Genomic DNA, 18,121 nt, shown 5'->3' with positions numbered 1-18,121 from the left:
TGGTTAGCAGGGCGCTTCCTCTGACGGTCTGTTCCAACCCAAGCACTGGCTGACAGCAATGCTCACAATCAGCATGATCATGCCGGGAACGACCCATCCCATACCCTGTTCGAACAGCGGCAGGTGCTGGCTCAAAATCGTATTAATTGCTTCGGGCATAAATCCAGCGGCCTTGATGCCATCAGGGATAGCAAACAGTAAGGCTGTCGCACTGACGACACGGGTGATCACAGTCGGGTAAAACAGAAAACGACGGATAAATGGCATGATGATGACCGCGATGGCCACCGGGTAGATGGTCACGATGACTGGAACCGTCAGCACGATCAACTGGTCAAGACCGACGGTTGCAACCAGGGCTGAGGCTACAGCGATAGCGGCCACATACTGATGATAGCTAAACGATGTAAAGGTTTTACTGAAGTATTCTGCGCTGGCTCCGGTGACGCCAATACAGGTGGTCAAACAGGCGAGCGTGATAACAAGAGTCAGCACCATATTGCCGGCTGGGCCAAATAAGGCGGCGACATAGGTGGACAAGATATGAGCACCGTTGCTGGCATCCGGCACCAATCCATGACTGGTGGCGCCGAGATAGAACAGGGCGCTGTAAATGAGGATCATACCGATGGCGGCAATCAGGCCGGCCATGGTTGTATAACGGGCAATGTCCCGACCACTGCTGACCCCCAGGCTTTTGATGGCGGTGGTGATAATCCAGCCAAAGCCAAGGGCGCCCAACACGTCCATGGTCAGGTATCCCTGGATCAGGCCTTCAGCGACAGGCTGGCTTTCATAAACGCCGCGGGCCGACTGAATGGCGCTTTGCGGATTGATCAATGTGCCCACCGCTATAGTGGTCAACATCAACGCGAGCAACGGGGTCATCCATTTGCCGATGGTGGAGACTAACTGCCCCGGTCTCAACGTCAGGGCCAGGGTAATACCGAGGTAAATCACGACATAGCCATGGAATACGGTATCCCCCGTGTTGGGGAAAAAGGGCATGAAGCCGGTTTCATAAGCGACCATGACCGCGCGGGGGATGACAAAAGCCGGGCCAATCACAATGAACAGCACGACCCAGAAGAGTTTTTGGATCGCTGGGGAAAAATCCCTGACCACCTTGTCAGGGCCGCCACTCACGGCAACCGCAATCAGCGCGAGTAGGGTCAGCCCCACATCACCAAGGATAAAGCCGGCGCCGGCCTGCCAGGTCTGGTCGCCAGCAAGGTAACCGATAATGGGGGGGAAAATAAGGTTGCCCGCTCCTAAAAACAAGGAGAAGGTCATGAGTCCCAATGCGGCGATGTTCGTTGTCTTCACAGCAGCCTCGTGTCATCAGATGGATGGAGACTGTCAGCGTTACGGGTGGGGATTCTGGTTGCGTGTATGAAGGCGGTGCGACAACCATCGGCCCTTTCCGTAAGGGCCGACAGTGTTTGTAAATACTACACTGCCAACCCGCGTCTCAGTAGCAGGGCAGCAGATAGTAGCAGGGCAACACAGGACAACATGCCGGTTACAGCATTTTGAGAGTCTGAATGTAACGTAACCGAGTTCATGTTTTTGATAAGATCCTGCATTCAAGAAAGCCTTTATCTAACGCTAATGGATTATCTATGCGGGTGTCTCTAGGGGTTTTTACTTAATTGGGCTGGGTGCGAAAAAAGATAGTCAGGATCCATGACCGGTGTTGTTAAACCGTGAATAAAATAAAGATTCCATTGTCTATAGGAGTCTATGTTACATGTATTGAAAGGGTGTTTGATGGAGTTTTCAGGTGTAGGAATGAATCAGGGAGCGCAAGTTAACTATCTTGATAGTGATGCTGTGATTCGCTCGGCTTTCAGGTTTCGCAAAGTGAATACAAATTCTGTGTTGTATGTATTGAACGCACAGCGTACTTTTGGTTGTACGTTACCGATGCTAAAGAGACAGGTTGAGGTGTTGAGGTGTAAAAGAATTTTTTCAGTAAGTTCGAATAATACAGACTCAAGTGTTCTGGCGAAAGAAATACTCACAGAGCATACGGGTAAAATAAGAAGAATGATTGTTGTTCCTGGAATTGAAAAAAATGAATCACCTTCTTTGATATCATGTTCTGATGATTGCTCTCTTCGTGTTTGGGTGAAAACAGTAAAAGGATGGGTTTGCAGGAATGAGTTACGTGACCATATAGATGAAGTCTATGGCGTTGAGGTGTTGAGTCCCTCAGTAATGGTATCCTGCGCGCAGGGGGGAGACGTTAAAGTTTGGGAAAGGATTTTTCAGGAACAATGGCGCTGTGTAAAGACTATCTCTAACGCAGAGGGTATTGTTGATCATTTAACGAGGCTGGATAGTGATTCGTTTTCCTATGCTTGTCATAATAAAATTAAGTTTTATAAGTCTTTTCCTGTTGTGGGCTGGCGCTGTGTCAGAGAGCTTTCTCACACTGACACTGTAACAGGGCTCGTCTCTTTAATGGGAATGTTTGTATTTTCGTCATCCGTAGATCAATCCATTGGTGTGTGGGGTGAAATAAAAAAACGATGGTCTCCAGTGCAATATTTAACAGGGCATACGGATTCTGTTGAATCACTGGAAATACTGAAGCCTTATGATAATGTACTTGAATTAGTTCAATGCAGGCTGGTGTCCGTTTCAATTGACTTTACTTTACGATTCTGGAAATTTGATTGTCGAATGAACCGGTGGTTTAGCTCATATTCTTTAACTCATAATGGGGTTACTCAATGCAAATCTCTGGGGATGGATAGACTGGTCGCGGCCTCAGATGAAAATGAAATATGTATTATAAAAAAACAGTACGATGCTTCGAATCATGAAAAATGGGAAATCGTTCAAGTGCTTGATGGGCATGAAGCGCTAATTAATAGTATAACGATTATCTCTTCCAGATGTTTTATCACCTGTTCACTGGATTGGTCTGCGGTTGTCTGGGGGCGACGAGAACCTCGTTTCATTGGAGCTGCCAATATTGGCATTAAAGCCTCCGATAGTGTGGTGCCTTCTACGAGTGACGCTGAACCTATCCCACAGGAAAAGAAGGATGAATGGGAAAAAATCGCAGGTCTTGAGAAACATGTTAATGAAGTGATCTATGGATTAAAGTTTAGTGAGATGGAATTTCTAAGCTGTGGTGCTGATAAAAAGATTATTGAATGGGACATATTTCCATCTGCGCCTGAATATTTAGAACATAAGGATGCCCTTTCGATTCAGGAAGTAGCGAGTGATATTACTACTTCCTCTGACTCGACATCGTCATCGACCTCTTATCGTTTTGGGCAGTTGTTCAGTGATGAGTCTACCAGCAGTACTGATAGCCAATAATGGTTATAGCTTTGGGGTTTTTCTGGTTTAACTATGGATACTGTTCAATCAGGCTTCACTTTTGAAGCAGGTGTTCTTGCAACCATGATATGTATCTTAAAATGGCACAGGGCAGTCAAACGCTAAGGTTTTAGTGGTTACAGGATGGACAAAGGAAAGTTTGGTTGCATGCAGATGCAGACGCGTTGCTGCAGAGCGAGCCGCTTCATGCGCATAGAAACTGCAACCAAGAATCGGATGCCCGATAGCTGCCATATGCACCCGCAGCTGATGGGAACGGCCAGTCACCGGCTCCAGCCAGACTCGTCCGTAGCCATTGTGGCTACCCATCTTCTGATACCGTGTGAATGCACTTTTTCCCTGTTCATGATCGACCATTTGCCGGGGCCGGTTTGGCCAGTCGCAGCGCAATGGCAGGTCAATCTCACCGCTTTCCTGTTCCAGTTCACCCCAGACGTCGGCCACATAGGCCTTGCTGACCAGACGATCTTGGAACTGGCGACTCAGCGCCCGGTGGCTGTCAGCATGCAGGCCAAAGACCATGATGCCGGATGTGGCCATGTCGAGCCGGTGAACGACACGGGTTTCCGGTTCAATGGCCTGGAGGCGGGTCAGGGCACTGTCGTAGTTGTCGGGGTGGCGGCCGGGTACGCTGAGCAGGCCAGCCGGTTTGTCGACGACCACGATGTCATTGTCACGGTACAGTTCCCGGAGTGCTTCCAGGCAGGGGGGAGCGATGTAGCATTCTGTCATGCCGGTATTGTCAGGGATAACCCGCCGGATGCAAGTCAGGATATGCACGTGTGTTTGCGATGGAGGCTGGGGTTGCCATGATGCTAGTCAAATCAGCTGTACCAGCATCCGTGTCGGCAGAGAGTTGGCGGGTCTGGGTATGACCGTATCATGGCATGAGGCTAGGCTTGTGCAGGACGCTTGGCGAGCTTTCGTTGCAGGGTTCTGCGATGCATGCCCAGGCTGCGTGCCGTGGCAGAGATGTTCCCTTCATGCTCATACAGGACCTTCTGGATGTGCTCCCATTCCACGCGGTCGACAGACATGGGTTGCTCGGCAGGCGACAGGCTGGGGTTAGGCGCTTTGCCCTGCAGGGCGGCAAGAATCTGAGTGGTATCGGCAGGCTTGCAAAGGTAGTCCACTGCACCCAGACGCATGGCTTCAACAGCGGTGGCAATACTGGCGTAACCGGTTAATACAACGGTTTTGCAGTCGGGCGCCAGCGTCTGTAATGCCGGTATTAATGCGAGGCCGGAGGCGCCCTCCATCTTGAGATCGACGACGGCGTAATCCGGTTGGTAACGTGTCAGAAGTGAATGGGCGTTGTCGACCCCATCTGCCACGATAACCTCAAATCCTTTTCGACGTAATGAACGGGCCAGCACCTGATGGAATGTCACATCATCATCCACCAGTAATATGAGAGCGTTGTCTGCTTCGGTGTTCATCCTTTGACTCATGCGGCGTCCTTTGGCGTGACAGGCAGGGCCACGGCTGTCAGGGTGCCACCTTCCGGACGACGATAGAGTCTCACCTCGCCCCCGCCGCGCTCAATGGTTGCCTGGCTGAGTTGCAGCCCGAGCCCAAGCCCTTCTTTTTTCATTGAAATCGACGGTGATGTTATTGTTTTGCCTGGCGGCAGGTCAAAGCCCGGGCCATTGTCAGTGATTTCGATGATGATCGTTTGCTCTGCGAGTTTCAGGGTGACCGTTATCGGTTCCGGCGAGGCATCCGCAGCATTATTCAGCAGGTTGATCAGGGCCATTGGCAGGGCGGAATCGACTGAAATCTGGCACTGGTTGATCTGTCTCTGGTGGCAGGGATCAACGTGGGTCGTGACAGGTTTTAGGTGGGGGCGTAGCAACTGCCACTCATCCAGTACATCGGCCAGAAATTCTGTGGCGGCAAGTGTGTTGGGCTCAACGCGTTGACTGCTGGTGACCAGGCGATTTAGACGTTTCTTGCATTCATCCACCTGGGTTTTCAGGAGTTTGATGTCGTCTGATAAGACGGGGTTATCCTGGTGTTCCTCTGACAGGTCTCCCAACACCACGGCCATAGTCGCCAGCGGGGTGCCCAGTTCATGGGCGGCTCCCGCCGCGGTGGTGGCGACGGCCAGCAGGTGTTCATCCCGCAGCTGTCGTTCACGGGCCTGGGCGACCACAGCCCGTTCTTCCCGCAGGGCTTCCGCCATGCGCACCACAAAAAAATTGATCAGCAAGGTACTGAGTGTGTAGGTCAGCCACATACCACTCAGGTGCATGATGGCCATGGTGCTCATGGTGTGCTGACCACCATGTCCGGCGGTGTGCCCTGTCAGTGGCTGATACCATTTCATCAGCAGTGTGTAGACAACGATGGATAAACAGCTTAGCCCCCAGCTGTAGCGCAATGGCAACAGCAGCGCTCCCATGATCACGGTCACCAGGAACACAGAAATGAAGGGGTTGGTATAGCCCCCGGTGAGATAGAACAATGTCGCCTGTGAAAACAGGTCGAACAGCAGCTGGGTAAACAGCTCACGATGACCGCCTGGTTGTGGGAATCGTATCCGTAGCAGCGTGCCTACAATCACCAGGGCGTTAAGGCTCAATACCAGGCTGACCGACAGCACTGGAACCGGCAGCGCCAGCAGGTATCCGGCCAGTAGTAACCCCGTGGTTTCTGCAAACAGGACAATGGTGCGCACACTGCAGAGGCGTTGCAGGTTTCTGGCACCGGCATTCAGCGGTTTATTCATACATCCTTATTTGTCGAACAGGGCAGGCCGTCATGGCAACAGAGACAGCCTGCCATTGTCAACACGTCTGGCAGTGCTCAGAACTGCCATTTTGCTTTGACCCAGACCTGGCGGCCGGGTTCGTTGACCCGAATGGCATCCGGGTTGAATGGATCCATGCTGGCGGAGTTCACATGCAGTGCATAGGTTTTATCCAGCAGGTTTTCCACGCCTGCTGACAGCTGCAGTGACGGATGTGCCTGCCAGCTGCCATGAAGATGCACGACACCATAACCTGCCGTTTCCCCGGCATCCAGTCCACTGTTTTCATCAATATTGTTCTGGCTGGCTGCCAGTTGCCAGCGCACGCCTGCCTGCCAGGCGCCGGTTTGCCAGTCCAGTGCCAGCTGGCCGGACAGCGGGGCAATCTGGGCGAGGCTACGATCATCAGAATGGTTGCGGCCACGGGTCCAGGCGATATCGGCAGTCAGTGTCCACTGTTCGGTCAGTGGTGACTTCAGCTGTCCTTCCAGGCCGTAAAGGCGTGCATCAACATTGTCATACAGAATGGCGCCGGTATCGGTATACCGGTTAATGTAATCGTCCACCCGGTTATAAAAGACAGTGGTAGACCATTGTCCCAGCTTTTGGGTCTGTTGCCAGGTCACATCAACCTGATGGTGTTTTTCCGGCTTCAGTTCCGGGTTGCCCACCCAGTCCGGATTGCCGGACATACCCGGCGCGGCGATAAACCGCTCGGTCGCGTCGGCCGTTCGGACGCTTCGGCTGAAGGCCAGCTCCAGTTGCGCGTCCTTATCGTAACGGTGCGTCCAGCTGACAACTGCACCCAGGTTGGTTTCATCCGCACTGTCATCGCGGGTGCCGTAATGGGTCTGGTACAGGTCGGCAGGCGTGCTGCTGCCAAATGTCTGATGGGCCGCGCGGGCTTCGGCGTTGACCCGGTCAATACGCAGCCCGGTGCGCAGGCTGTTCTGTGTATTGAGTGCGGTATCAGCCTCAACAAAGACGCCGGTCTGCTGCTGGCGGACATCTGGCCACATCAGGGCATTGGCCATCCATGCGCCGGAATTTTTGTTGACCATGTAGCGCTCGGCGTTACGGCGATTGTCCAGGTAGTCAATCCCGGCGGTAATGTCAGACGAGCCCCAGCTGGCATAGCCCAGCAGGCGCCCCCCCTGAGTGTCCGACGTGGAATCGGTTAACATGCCCATCATGCCGGACGGGTTCCTGTCGCGCAGGGTGAAGTTATCCATCCGATGGGCAACATCCGAACCGTAGAGCTGGAGTTCTGTGCTCTCAAAAAAGCCGCTGTCCAGTTCCTGCTCCAGTTTCAGCCGCCAGCTGTCACTGTCGGCTTCCGGGCTGTCCATGCCATTGCCGGCATAATATATATCCTCTTCCCGGACCGATTCGAGGCTGACTTCAGCCCAGGTGCTTTCCGTGAGTTGGTAGCCCGCCACCGCGCCGCCGCCTTTGCTGTCATAGCCTGAACTGACAGTATTGCCGCTGCCATCGTCATAATTGTCCATGGAAGCATATTCGCCAAACAGGCGGAGATAACCGTCGGTGTTGCCTGCCGTGATATCCGCAGAGAAATCCTTAAGATCGCTGTTGCCGGTATACCCGCCGGTCAGCGTTCCCTGGAGGGTGGGTTCAGAGAATGAGGGACGAGTACGTTCCAGAAGTATGGTGCCGCCGCTGCCGCCACCGCCGTAAATGACAGTACGGTTGCCACGGATGACCGTGACGGTATCGTAGCCGGCCAGGGTTGTGTAAGTGGTCGGCGGATCCATGCGGCCGGGGCAGGCGCTGAACAGATATCCGCCGTCGTTTAATACGTTCAGTTGGTTTTGCTGCTGGCCACGGATGATCGGTTCAAACCCTTTGCCGCCTCGCCGGGTGGCGGTGGCGCCAGACAGCTCCCGCAGCAGGGCGCCGGCATCGGTGGTCGGCTGCAGGATGGTGCTGTCGACAGGCAACTGGCTTTCACCGGGCAGCGGTTCGGCCTCGACATCAATGGTTAACAGGGTATCGGCATGCGCCTGTAGCAGGGTCGCTGACAATGCCAGCGCCAGTGGTGTGTGTTTCCCCATGGTCTTTCCGTCTTTCTCTTTGTTTTATGCGGAAAATCTTACCGGGGGGAAGTGGGTTTGAGAGTGTGACAGATTGTCGCAGGGATACCGGTCACAGCGCCGAAACGGCGGATTTGAGCCGATAGTTGATCGTCAGGGTAATGTGCTCAGGGCCATTCGGCGGTGGCAGCGGTAAAGCCGCCTGGATGGCTCTCAGTGTGGGCTGATGGAAGACCCGTTTACCGTCAACAATGACGGCGTTCATCAGGTAGCCGGTTCGGTCAATGCTGAGATTCACGGTGATACTCCCTTCCTGCCCTCGCCGACGCGCCCGGGTAGGGTAGCGTTGATGCGCACTGATGCGTGCGTGTAATGCGTCTAACCAGTGTTGCTGTCTGTCTTCTTCACCGCTGGAGGAGACACCACGCTGCGGCGCTTCACTGATAGCAGGTGGAACCTGTTTGACGTGATGCGGTTCATCACTCGTGGTGTGTTCTTTTTTAGGCAAAGCGCGTGCTACGGAGTGGGTCTCTGATACGATTGCCGGGCGGGGGCTTGCCAATGATTTGGGTGGTTTTTGGGCTGCTTTGTTCGGCAGTGGCTTTTGTGGGGCCGCGTCAGCGGCGGGTGGCGTGACAGGGACGTCCGTGACGGTCATGGGCGTGTTTGCCTGCGGTGCCAGCAGCTGAATGCGGTAAGTTTTGTCAGCCTTGGCGGTTGTTATGTCAGGTACAGGGGGTTCCAGCAGCCAGGCAGCAACGAGATGTAGCAGCATTGACAGCAATAACAGTCGTTTCATGATTCCGTCGGCCGGCCGTGGCACCGGTTTGCCTGATGGTTTTTCGTTGAATTGTAATACGGCCAATACGTTTTCAGGGTGCGACAGGTTGTCGCAGGTAAAGCGCTACTCCAGCTCCGGGATGCTGGACGGAAATACGACCTTACCGGTACTATCGATCCGCTATGCTTCAGCCATTTGTTGTTGTAATGGAACCCTGCCGCATGAATGTATCCCCGGATCTGATCGAAGCCACTGTCCGTTGTCGTCGCGACCTGCATCGTTTCCCTGAACTGAGCTGGACAGAATTCCGCACAACCGCAAAGGTGGCGGCCATCCTTGATGGCCTGGGGTATCAGCTGCATTTTGGCGAGGATTACCTGGATCTACCCTCGGTCATGGGGCGCACTATCGATGTTGCCGCTGAAAAACAACGGGCGGCCGGGCAGGGGGCGGATCCCGCCTGGCTGGCGCGCATGGGCGACTATAGCGGTTTGGCGGCAACGATGAGCATGGCCCGGCCGGGACCGGTCATTGCGCTCCGTTTTGATATTGATGCGTTACCGGTCAACGAATCACAGTCTTCCGCGCACGCGCCCTGCTGTGGCGGATTTGCGTCAGACATTGACGGAAAGATGCACGCCTGCGGCCATGACGGCCATACCGCCATTGGCGTGTCGGTAGCGCGCTGGGTGGTGGAGAACCGGGAGCGGCTGGCCGGTGAGATCCGGTTGATTTTCCAGCCCGGGGAAGAAGGGTGCTGTGGGGGCAAGGCAGTGGCAAAGGGGCCGGTACTCACAGGTGTGGATTATTTCCTGGCCATGCACCTGGGGATCAATGTGCCCAGTGGCGCGGTGGTGGTGAATCCAACTGGCTTCCTGGCGACCACCAAGTTTGATATGACCTTCTCCGGACGCCCGGCCCATGCCGGCATCGAACCCAATGCGGGCGCCAATGCACTGGCCTGCGCCTGTACGGCGATCAGCCAGATGCTGGCAATTCCCTCCCACCGTGATGGCATGACCCGCATCAACATCGGCAGCCTGGTCTCTGATGGCGGGCGGAATGTCATACCTGCCAGTGCTCGTCTCTGTGGTGAAACCCGGGGAGAAACGCAGGCGCTGGATGCCTACATGATGGATGCCGTCCAGCGCATCTCTCAGGCGGCGGGCGTCATGCATGGTGTGGACGTTGAGTTGACCATTGAGGGCGAAGCGCCGGATTGTGACAACAGCCCTGAACTGGTCGCGCGTCTCCGGCAACAGGCGGAGCAGTTGCCGGGCATCAATGATGTCGTTGAACAACGCCCTTTTGGCGCCAGTGAGGATGCCACCTGGATGGTCAGGGCTGTCCAGGCGCAGGGTGGGCAGGGTGTGTATTTCATCATGGGCAGTGACTTGCCTGAGGGCCACCACAAGAGTGGTTTTGATATTGATGAAGCGGTGCTGGGTTCCGCAGTGGCTTTGATGGCCTCTATGGTTGAATCCCTGACGACTGATCCTTCTGATAACTAATATTGTCGCCTGGCCTATTGGGAACAGCCACGGAGATCAATAGGCCAGATATCCACTACCTGATCCCCTTCCACCACATAAAACCGGTCAAACAGGTTAATGGTCGGATCACAGTGGGGGACGATCAGTTCCAGCACCTCTCCCATCCCGGGGAGCGGAACACCGGGCGCTGCCGTGACTTTGCCGTGCTCATCACCAAAGCCGTTCCAGTCATACCTCAAGCCCGGGTGGCTGATAATTCGTGGGTGGGTCGGGTCGATGTACAGTGCTTTCAGGCCTGCATCCACGGTGACATGGGTGTCATGGTTAGCGCTGATGACGGTCACCAGCTGAGTCATGGCGTGGTGGAACCGGTTGAAAGGCTGTTGATTACCGCCTTCGATATTTGCGTATTCCTGATCCATGACCGTATACGAACCCGGCTGAATCTCGGTCACGCCGTCGATGGCGCTGTCAATCTCAAAGGTGCCGGTCCCTGTGCCGGTCAGGATAGGGCAGGGCAGCCCGGCTTCCAGCAATTGCCGGCGAACGGCGGCAGCCTGTGTCATCGCCTGTGTTGAGGCTTCCTGACGCGCCGCAAAAGTCGCAATATGCTGAAGATTGCCGGCATAACATTGCAGCCCGGCCAAGCTGAGGTGGGTATGATTGTGGATGGTGCGCGCAAGCCCCGGGGCTTGGTCATAATTGACGCCGGTACGATGGACGCCGGGATCAATATCGACCAGGCAGGAAAGCGTGAGGTTCGCTTGACGACAGGCGTCATTCAGCTGGCAGGCGTTAGCGACGCTGTCCACCACGACCATGAGATCCGGCGTTCGCTGCAGTAGCGTGATCAGCCGGGCGATCTTGTGTTCGGTGATAACCGGCGATGTGATCAGGATGCCATCCATCCCGGCCTTGACCAGTGCTTCTGCTTCACTAACCTTGGCGGCACTGATACCGATGGCGCCATATTCGCGTTGCAGGCGGGCAATATGGGTACATTTATGCGTTTTGATATGGGGGCGGACAGCGACCCCTTTCTCCTCGGCATAGGCCTGCATGGTTTGGATATTGTCCCTGAGTGCCTGACGATCCAGCACCAGGGCCGGCGTATCGATGGACAATTTCGATGGTTCTGCAACTCTCATGGTGTGTGCTTCTGCCTGCGACCTGAATGGATGGAGATACACTCCAGATAATGTAGTTACTATTGACCGGCAGCCGGTGTGGAATCCTTATGTCAGACAACCCGATCGACCAACTGGTTCACCATTATCAACGCGCGATCCGAGCCAGGGACCCTCTGGCCCGTTCAGGCAACCTGGTCACCGTGGATGAAACGGGCTTTCCCCGTACCCGGATGGTGACGTTGAGGGCGGTGTCAGAAGCGGGCATTGATATTTACGTGAACCGGGAGAGTCCGAAGGCGCAGCATTTGCAGGAAAACGGCCGGTATGAACTGCATATTTTCTGGCCGCAGGACTTTATCCAGTTCCGTATTCGCGGCGGTTACTGTTATCGGCAGGATGAGGCGTTCCGGCACGGCTGGGCAGGCAAGCCGGTCTACAGCCAGATTGCTGATGTGCTCCACGAAATGGTGGCACCGCAGAGCAGCGTGATTCCGTCCCACCAGGTCGTCGCTGAGGGCGCCGCAGTGCTGCGGCAGCAATACGGGGCGAATGGTGCGCTGCCGTTTCCTAAGGGCGTCTGGGTATTGCAGTTATTGCCGGAGATGGTCGAGATTTGGACCGGCTCTGAGGATGACCGGCTGCATCGTCGTGAGCAGTATGATTGGGTGGATGGGGTATGGCAGAAAACCCTGCTGATGCCGTAAACGCATCAACGGATTCAGGCTGTAACGAGAAGCGCAGAATTCTGTGGCTGGCCGTGTTACCCGGCATCGTGGCCTGAAGGTTTCACATCGTCGATGGATGTGATGTTGCTGACCGGTGGCAGGTTGTCGCTGTTGACGACCGCCCGGTTTCTGCCCCCGTCCTTGGCCTCGTAGAGCGCATCGTCGGCTTCCTTGAGCATCTTCTCAATAGAGGTTTCGTTGTCACGCCGGGTGGTGACACCGACTGAGAGCGTGATATTACCCAGTGCCTGACCATTGAACTGCATGCCCTGGCCGGCAATGCGATGCACAAGTTCCAGGGCCAACTCCCGCGTAGCGTCCAGGTCTCGGCCGGGACAGATAATACAGATTTCCTCGCCCCCGTAGCGGCAGACCAGGTCGTTCTTGCCAGCCGCCTGACGCAGCTCAATGGCGACCTGCTTGAGGACATAGTCACCGGCATCATGGCCGAAGGTGTCATTGAAACGCTTGAAGTGGTCGAGGTCGATCATCATCAGCGACAGTGGCTTGTGTTGATTCTCGGTCTGATAAACCTGCTGCTCCAGGAAGTCCATCATGTGGCGGCGGTTGAACAGGCCGGTCATCGGGTCGCGGATGGCCTGCTGGCGCAGGTCTTCACGCAGACGCATGTTGGCCAGTGCCAGGCCGATCTGCTCGGCCATGGATTCCGCCATGGCGTGGCTGGCTTCCAGGTGCTCTTTATCGGGGTAGCTCAGGTGCAGGATACCCAGGGTTTCCCCCTGGGCGACAAGGGGAATACAGATCTGTACGTCATGGCCATCGTGGCTGTGGTTACAGCGGATCTCCAGACCGTCATCGTCGCTGCAGTGGGCATGGCCTTTCAGCAAGGCCCAGCATTCGCTGGGTTCGAACCGGTCAGAACCCTGCCACTCTTCCCCCCACGTGGTCAGCATATCCAGTCGGTTGCGGGACGATTTAATCAGGGAAATGGCCCCTGCATTGCAACCGGGCAGGAGTTTTGCGGCCACCGGGTGTACAACTTTTGCGGCGCTGTCCATGGTAGTACAGGCTGACATCAGGCTGCCGAGCTGCTGCATCAGGCTGAGTTCACGGGTTCGTTCCTTGACCTCGGCTTTCAGGCCCGCCTGTTCCCGGGCGGACTGCCTGTTCATCATCTGGTTGAAGAAAATGGTGATGGCGATAACGCAGGCGATACCGACAAAACTGATCAGCGAGACCCACATCCAGATCTGCAACATCTGGTTGGAGATCATGGTTCTCGGCAGGGATGCACGGATGATGTAGGGGCTTGTAATGCCGTAATGGTCGGTAATATAGGCTTTGACCGCTACGTAGAGCATATCCTCGCCCTGGCTTTCGCTATAGCGTTGATGGCGGCCAAGCCCTATATCCAGGGCGCGAACAAACTCGGGGCGTTCCGCATGGTTATCCACGGATAACAGGTCCAGTTCATCCAGCCTGGAATCCCCTAGGACCGCACCATTCTGATCGATCAGGGTGATCCGGCTGCCGGTCGTGGTGGCTATCTGGTCAATCAGCGCGTCAAAGTTGACCGTATCCTGGTAATGCGCGTCATCTTCCTCAACCGCTGGCATGGATGCCGTGCCGTCCTCTTCGGCGATCAAGGCATCAAGAAACGCATCATCCGTTGCGGCCTCTTCTTCGTGAGCGTGGGCGCCTTCGTCGTGGTGAACCTCTTTGCGGAATACCATGGCGGCGACATCCGCCACCTGCTTCAAACGGTCATTGCTGGAATCAATCAGCAGTTTTTCATAATAAAAGGAAAGCAGGGTCAGGCTGCCCAGCAGCACAATGGTCATCACGACCGGTGGCATGGAAAAGAGGGCGAGGCGCTTAAACATCGTTTCGTCCCTGACTGATGAGATCAATATCTATTAAGTATCGTAGAGAAAGGCCTTTGGGGGGAAGAGCTCGTGCTGTAGTTTTAGAACATAATGGAAATAAGCCCGTTAAGCTTCAGTTGACATGGAAATAAACGATGCATGGATGTCAATTTGATGGGTTTTCTGCTGTTAAATGAATAGCATTGCTAAATGCCACTGTTTCTCTGACATTATAGCGATGCGTACAATAAACTCCTTGATTATCAGGTGATTATATTGGCTGATTCAATTTAAAAGTGTCTGCGGTAATAGGTGTTTATGTACTATTCAGTCTCAGTACTTTCTAGAAAATCTTGCAAATAGATGAATGTGATGGTTGGCGGAATAATTTGGTGACTGAATATATTTTTTATATGGGTACTATAGCTGCTGGGTGGTTCTGTATTGTTGAATAGGTAGGATTTTATCAAGGCATATAATATCCTCCCGTGCAAACTTGTTACCAGTAATCGGAGAGATCCAACTGACTTCATCATCGTTGCAGCTATTTAAATAATGTTGCAGTTGGGTGTAATCGACAAGGCTGTTATCTACCAAGTTTATAGCAGGGGTTTCTATCGCATTCAAGCGGGGCCATATTGAATCGTCAAAAGGTCTGTACATGCCTATAAGTGGATGCTGCCTGATCGCCCTGATTAATGGCGCTTTAAACCAGGTGATACGTTTTTGGGTGCAGTATGTTTCAAAAGGCTCACGTATTTTCTGATAGCGCTGAAAAGCGTACTCTCTTACTCCAGATTGTAAGCTGAAGCTTTCATTGTCACTGCTTGATAAATCAGTGACAGTGTCACAAAGATGTATGAACTGGGAAAGTTGAAAAACTTCCTCCATCAGTGTGTCGATATTATGGGCTTCGGTCCGAAGAATATTTTCAAAAGAATCTTTATCTATTTCATCGTGTAACAAGGTAATGTTACTGCTTAAATAATTGCATAGTTGACCACCAATATACTTGCAGAGTGTACTTTTTTCTTCGGTACTGAGGCAGTGTTTATCAGCTTTAATAAATTGTAAAAGATAGCCTATGTCATCAAGTGTAAGGCTGCGTTGATAGGTTTCCTGTATGCGATTTCTATCATGTTCGATACAGCGTCTTAAGAGCCATTGCTTGAGGGTAGGGTTGTCCAGGAGTTGGCTGTGCAGCCAGGTGGCTGATACGTGGTACCGTTCAAAGGTTTTAAAATGGCCAAGGGCATAGAGCTCCACCATCAAGGTAACATAAGGTTCAAAATTTTCTTCAGTGCACGCTTTGGCATTTTGGAGTAGAGCCTGAACATTAGCGAGGGCGTAAGGCGGTTCTGGCTCCAGGGGAGGTGCGGATGGTACGGTCTGGCGCGGGCGGCAAGGATATTGCTCACGAAGATAGATCGGAACATAAATGGCCGCCAGTAAGAGCCCGGGAATCGAGCAGCAGACTGAAAATGCCATAATCACGGCCAGTGAATTGAGTAAGAGTGCGCCAATGCCAAGAAATAGTAGGTAAATCAAGGCGCTAATGGCAAGTAACGTGATAAATGTGAGGAAAGCCAGTCGGATACGATCTGCCGTTGCTGGGTCGGAAAAATAAGCCCGGACCTTTTTGTGGGTTGCTATGGCGAAATCACATAATTTACGTTTTAGCGTACTTGGATGTGAGGGTTGTGCTAAAAAATGTGGGTCAAGCGCCTGCTGGATAACGGGTGTCAGCAAATAGCCATATCGCTGTTTCGCCGTGGTAGGGTATGAAAGAGACGCTTTTCTGAATGACGTGCCCGGTTGTGCCAAGAAGCAGCTATTCATGCCGACAGGAACCTTGATGGGGTTTCAGTACTGGGTGATCTCTTATTTATTGACGAGACAATGTGAGGAAAGTTCACTGTTCCCCGTGTCAATGTCCTAACTGTTTCATTGATCTAATGAGAGATTCCCGACAATGGGTGTAGCGGTGATGAGGTGAGTATCCAAATCTGTTGTTCCGGTGGAGGTAACGGGTTAGTCATACGGAAGTTGCATGATGAAGTGTAGTGGGAGCGCTTGCGGTAGAAATGTCTCAAGCGTGAATGCTTTTGCAGGGATCATGGCTGGCAAGGGGCACATATCTAAAACATGAGCAGTCTCCCTTGTAAAAGGACTGATAAGCAATCCATCATCGAAGTTTTGCTGTTCTGCCCATTTTCTCAGCTCGTCACGGGCATAGATTCTGCCATCCTTAAGCAATAGTACAATATTATCAGCGGTTTTCAGGGTGGGAGCGACTTCATCAAATGGGATCCTGTCTATTGGGCTTTCATAAGTGTCTTCGTTCGTCTCAACGGTATTGAGCTTAACCGGATGTTTTCTATCCTCCCAGAAATGTTTGATTCTTCTTGTCGCAGATCGCATTGCCCACATTCTTTGAGGGCCGTTACAACCTGCTGCTTGATTATCACGACCGGTGAGCTTGAGTAGTTTTTCTCGTAGTAATATGTAGATGCGATTTATCTTGAATAAGTCCTCTTTGGTTTCAAACTCTGGTAGCCTTTTCTCTGCTTTCCTGGTGGGGGAGTCAGGTTTGCTAGCAGTGACTGAAAAGGGTATCTCCGACACTGGGGATGCACTGATGTATACAGTGTCATCAGTCGCTGGATCGTTTTCAACAGCTGTAATACATGATCTACTATAGGCAGTTAATACAGGTAATAATTGGTGTAATTTCTCGATAGTATGAAGTTTATCTACCAAATCATAGAGGTTTATTTCATCTTTATCGCCGTCAGCATTGATAAACGCAATCATATTGTCGTCTCCAGTTAAAACCTTAAGCTCAGTCAGTTCTGTAAATTCATGTAATAGCGCTTTGTTTTCTTTATCGAGCTGGTCAAGTAATATTGGACGTAATTTTGTGACTAATGCTTCAATGCTGGGGTGTATGTTTTCCTCATCCATATAAGCCATTATAATGTCAGTGATTTCGTTCAGATAATTAAGGGTGGTTTCCTTATTGTTAGTGTTCCTGTTGATGGTTTCGATAAGGTGCTCTAATCTTTTTGTATCTTTCATTAACGCATGATCTTTGATTTTTTCTAAAAGTGTTTTTTTGTCTTTAAGTCGAGCTTTGGCATTTTTCTGTAAATATTGTGTGAGAGATTTTTTGGCTTTTTCGTAGTCTTTGTTTCCTGATGCTAATTTCGATAAGTCGTCCACTTCTTTAAGTATATGGAAAAGTGTTGATATATCCTCTTGGGAAAGGTTTTGAACGTCTTTGTCTGCAACTACTAGCAGCTTTTGATGCAGTTCTTTGATGCCATCTAACAATATTGCAGGAACATTCTCTCGATGGGTGTTGTTGTTTTCTTCCCTGAAGGTTGGAGATATAAGTCGTGGCAAACTATTAATATTTTCAGCAACTTTATAAGCAGCATAAATTGATAGTGCAATGGATAGAGGGAAGAGTATAACGCCGAATTCAATAAGCAGTATTACGCCAATACTACCTAATAATACTAGTGGCGCCAGTAGTCCCACTGTTACAGCGTTAATGAGAATGAAAACCGCAATGGCTGCAGCGATATAGGCAGCGATTTTTAGGTTTCGTATTATGGACTCGCTTTTCCAGTGATGGGTTATTTTTGTTTTTATCCTGCTCATTGTTGCAATAGCTCGGTCAGCCAGTGCCCGGCATCGTGTTCTGATTGAATCTTGTTTAAGCAGTTTGCCACAAGCCGTTTCTACGCTTTTTACTGGGAAATGATAAAAACACTCTGCGGGTATGTCGCAGTTTTTTGCGTTTGAATCAATTTTGGGAGGTGTGCAATAGTCGGTTGCCACTGACATAGCATTTTCCTGACAGGTATGTTTAAGCTTATGACAACAATAAGTTGTATTTAGTTTCCTCAGATGTCATGCAGGATTGTTCTTTTTGGGGTCATAAAAGGTGGCAGAGCTAAGAGTAGTGTTATTGATACTGTACAACGTGTGATGAATG

At 52.2% G+C, this 18,121-nt stretch carries 13 protein-coding genes; 3 read left to right on the top strand and 10 right to left on the bottom strand.

Annotated features, from left to right (window positions below):
- Positions 1–3 precede the first annotated feature (3 nt).
- Entirely contained in the window at positions 4–1,326 is a 1,323-nt protein-coding gene (gene brnQ, locus KHS78_RS07895; protein WP_211826973.1) for a branched-chain amino acid transport system II carrier protein, read from the bottom strand.
- Between the two features lie 417 nt (positions 1,327–1,743).
- Here brnQ and KHS78_RS07890 point away from each other — a divergent pair, with 417 nt between their 5' ends.
- On the top strand, positions 1,744–3,339 hold the full coding sequence (locus KHS78_RS07890) for a WD40 repeat domain-containing protein (RefSeq protein WP_211826971.1): 1,596 nt from the start codon (positions 1,744–1,746) through the stop codon (positions 3,337–3,339).
- A gap of 96 nt (positions 3,340–3,435) precedes the next feature.
- Here the strand turns inward: KHS78_RS07890 and KHS78_RS07885 are convergent, their stop codons facing one another.
- The 5 genes from KHS78_RS07885 to KHS78_RS07865 form a co-directional block, all read right to left on the bottom strand.
- Positions 3,436–4,140, bottom strand: a complete 705-nt coding sequence (locus KHS78_RS07885; RefSeq protein WP_343216890.1) for a pseudouridine synthase — start codon at positions 4,138–4,140, stop codon at positions 3,436–3,438.
- A gap of 113 nt (positions 4,141–4,253) precedes the next feature.
- Positions 4,254–4,799, bottom strand: a complete 546-nt coding sequence (locus KHS78_RS07880; protein WP_211826970.1) for a response regulator transcription factor — start codon at positions 4,797–4,799, stop codon at positions 4,254–4,256.
- 8 nt (positions 4,800–4,807) lie between these two features.
- The gene (locus KHS78_RS07875; protein WP_211826968.1) at positions 4,808–6,091 is read right to left on the bottom strand and encodes an ATP-binding protein; all 1,284 of its coding nucleotides are present in this window, start codon (positions 6,089–6,091) and stop codon (positions 4,808–4,810) included.
- Between the two features lie 77 nt (positions 6,092–6,168).
- The gene (locus KHS78_RS07870; protein ID WP_211826966.1) at positions 6,169–8,184 is read right to left on the bottom strand and encodes a TonB-dependent copper receptor; all 2,016 of its coding nucleotides are present in this window, start codon (positions 8,182–8,184) and stop codon (positions 6,169–6,171) included.
- Between the two features lie 91 nt (positions 8,185–8,275).
- A complete protein-coding gene (locus KHS78_RS07865) occupies positions 8,276–8,962 on the bottom strand; it encodes an energy transducer TonB (RefSeq protein ID WP_211826964.1) in 687 nt (228 codons plus the stop codon).
- A gap of 203 nt (positions 8,963–9,165) precedes the next feature.
- On the opposite strand from KHS78_RS07865, the gene KHS78_RS07860 reads away from it, so the two are divergent.
- A complete protein-coding gene (locus tag KHS78_RS07860; protein ID WP_211826961.1) occupies positions 9,166–10,455 on the top strand; it encodes an amidohydrolase in 1,290 nt (429 codons plus the stop codon).
- Positions 10,456–10,469: 14 nt separating this feature from the next.
- On the opposite strand, the gene KHS78_RS07855 is transcribed toward KHS78_RS07860, so the two are convergent.
- Positions 10,470–11,585 carry a DSD1 family PLP-dependent enzyme gene (locus KHS78_RS07855; protein ID WP_211826959.1) on the bottom strand — a complete coding sequence of 372 codons (1,116 nt, stop codon included), beginning with the start codon at positions 11,583–11,585 and terminating at the stop codon, positions 10,470–10,472.
- A gap of 89 nt (positions 11,586–11,674) precedes the next feature.
- On the opposite strand from KHS78_RS07855, the gene KHS78_RS07850 reads away from it, so the two are divergent.
- Positions 11,675–12,271, top strand: a complete 597-nt coding sequence (locus KHS78_RS07850; RefSeq protein ID WP_211826957.1) for a pyridoxamine 5'-phosphate oxidase family protein — start codon at positions 11,675–11,677, stop codon at positions 12,269–12,271.
- A 56-nt stretch (positions 12,272–12,327) separates the two neighbouring features.
- Here the strand turns inward: KHS78_RS07850 and KHS78_RS07845 are convergent, their stop codons facing one another.
- The 3 genes from KHS78_RS07845 to KHS78_RS07835 form a co-directional block, all read right to left on the bottom strand.
- Positions 12,328–14,136 (bottom strand): sensor domain-containing diguanylate cyclase, encoded by a 1,809-nt coding sequence (locus KHS78_RS07845; protein WP_211826955.1) that lies wholly within the window; start codon positions 14,134–14,136, stop codon positions 12,328–12,330.
- Positions 14,137–14,538: 402 nt separating this feature from the next.
- Positions 14,539–15,957 (bottom strand): hypothetical protein, encoded by a 1,419-nt coding sequence (locus KHS78_RS07840; protein ID WP_211826953.1) that lies wholly within the window; start codon positions 15,955–15,957, stop codon positions 14,539–14,541.
- A gap of 192 nt (positions 15,958–16,149) precedes the next feature.
- On the bottom strand, positions 16,150–17,970 hold the full coding sequence (locus KHS78_RS07835) for a hypothetical protein (RefSeq protein ID WP_211826951.1): 1,821 nt from the start codon (positions 17,968–17,970) through the stop codon (positions 16,150–16,152).
- Positions 17,971–18,121: the final 151 nt, after the last annotated feature.

It is taken from the genome of Kistimonas asteriae (genome assembly GCF_018263925.1).
In the GTDB taxonomy this organism is placed as follows: domain Bacteria; phylum Pseudomonadota; class Gammaproteobacteria; order Pseudomonadales; family Endozoicomonadaceae; genus Kistimonas; species Kistimonas asteriae.
Note: the sequence above shows the minus strand (reverse complement) of the source record. Positions and strands in the feature narration are given on the sequence as shown.

Excerpts from the sequence above, each read along its gene's own strand:
- KHS78_RS07890 (WP_211826971.1), top strand. The coding sequence starts at position 1,744 with ATGTTACATGTATTGAAAGGGTGTTTGATGGAGTTTTCAGGTGTAGGA.
- KHS78_RS07880 (WP_211826970.1), bottom strand. The coding sequence starts at position 4,799 with ATGAACACCGAAGCAGACAACGCTCTCATATTACTGGTGGATGATGAT.
- KHS78_RS07875 (WP_211826968.1), bottom strand. The coding sequence starts at position 6,091 with ATGAATAAACCGCTGAATGCCGGTGCCAGAAACCTGCAACGCCTCTGC.
- KHS78_RS07870 (WP_211826966.1), bottom strand. The coding sequence starts at position 8,184 with ATGGGGAAACACACACCACTGGCGCTGGCATTGTCAGCGACCCTGCTA.
- KHS78_RS07865 (WP_211826964.1), bottom strand. The coding sequence starts at position 8,962 with ATGAAACGACTGTTATTGCTGTCAATGCTGCTACATCTCGTTGCTGCC.
- KHS78_RS07860 (WP_211826961.1), top strand. The coding sequence starts at position 9,166 with ATGAATGTATCCCCGGATCTGATCGAAGCCACTGTCCGTTGTCGTCGC.
- KHS78_RS07855 (WP_211826959.1), bottom strand. The coding sequence starts at position 11,585 with ATGAGAGTTGCAGAACCATCGAAATTGTCCATCGATACGCCGGCCCTG.
- KHS78_RS07850 (WP_211826957.1), top strand. The coding sequence starts at position 11,675 with ATGTCAGACAACCCGATCGACCAACTGGTTCACCATTATCAACGCGCG.
- KHS78_RS07845 (WP_211826955.1), bottom strand. The coding sequence starts at position 14,136 with ATGTTTAAGCGCCTCGCCCTCTTTTCCATGCCACCGGTCGTGATGACC.
- KHS78_RS07840 (WP_211826953.1), bottom strand. The coding sequence starts at position 15,957 with ATGAATAGCTGCTTCTTGGCACAACCGGGCACGTCATTCAGAAAAGCG.
- KHS78_RS07835 (WP_211826951.1), bottom strand. The coding sequence starts at position 17,970 with ATGTCAGTGGCAACCGACTATTGCACACCTCCCAAAATTGATTCAAAC.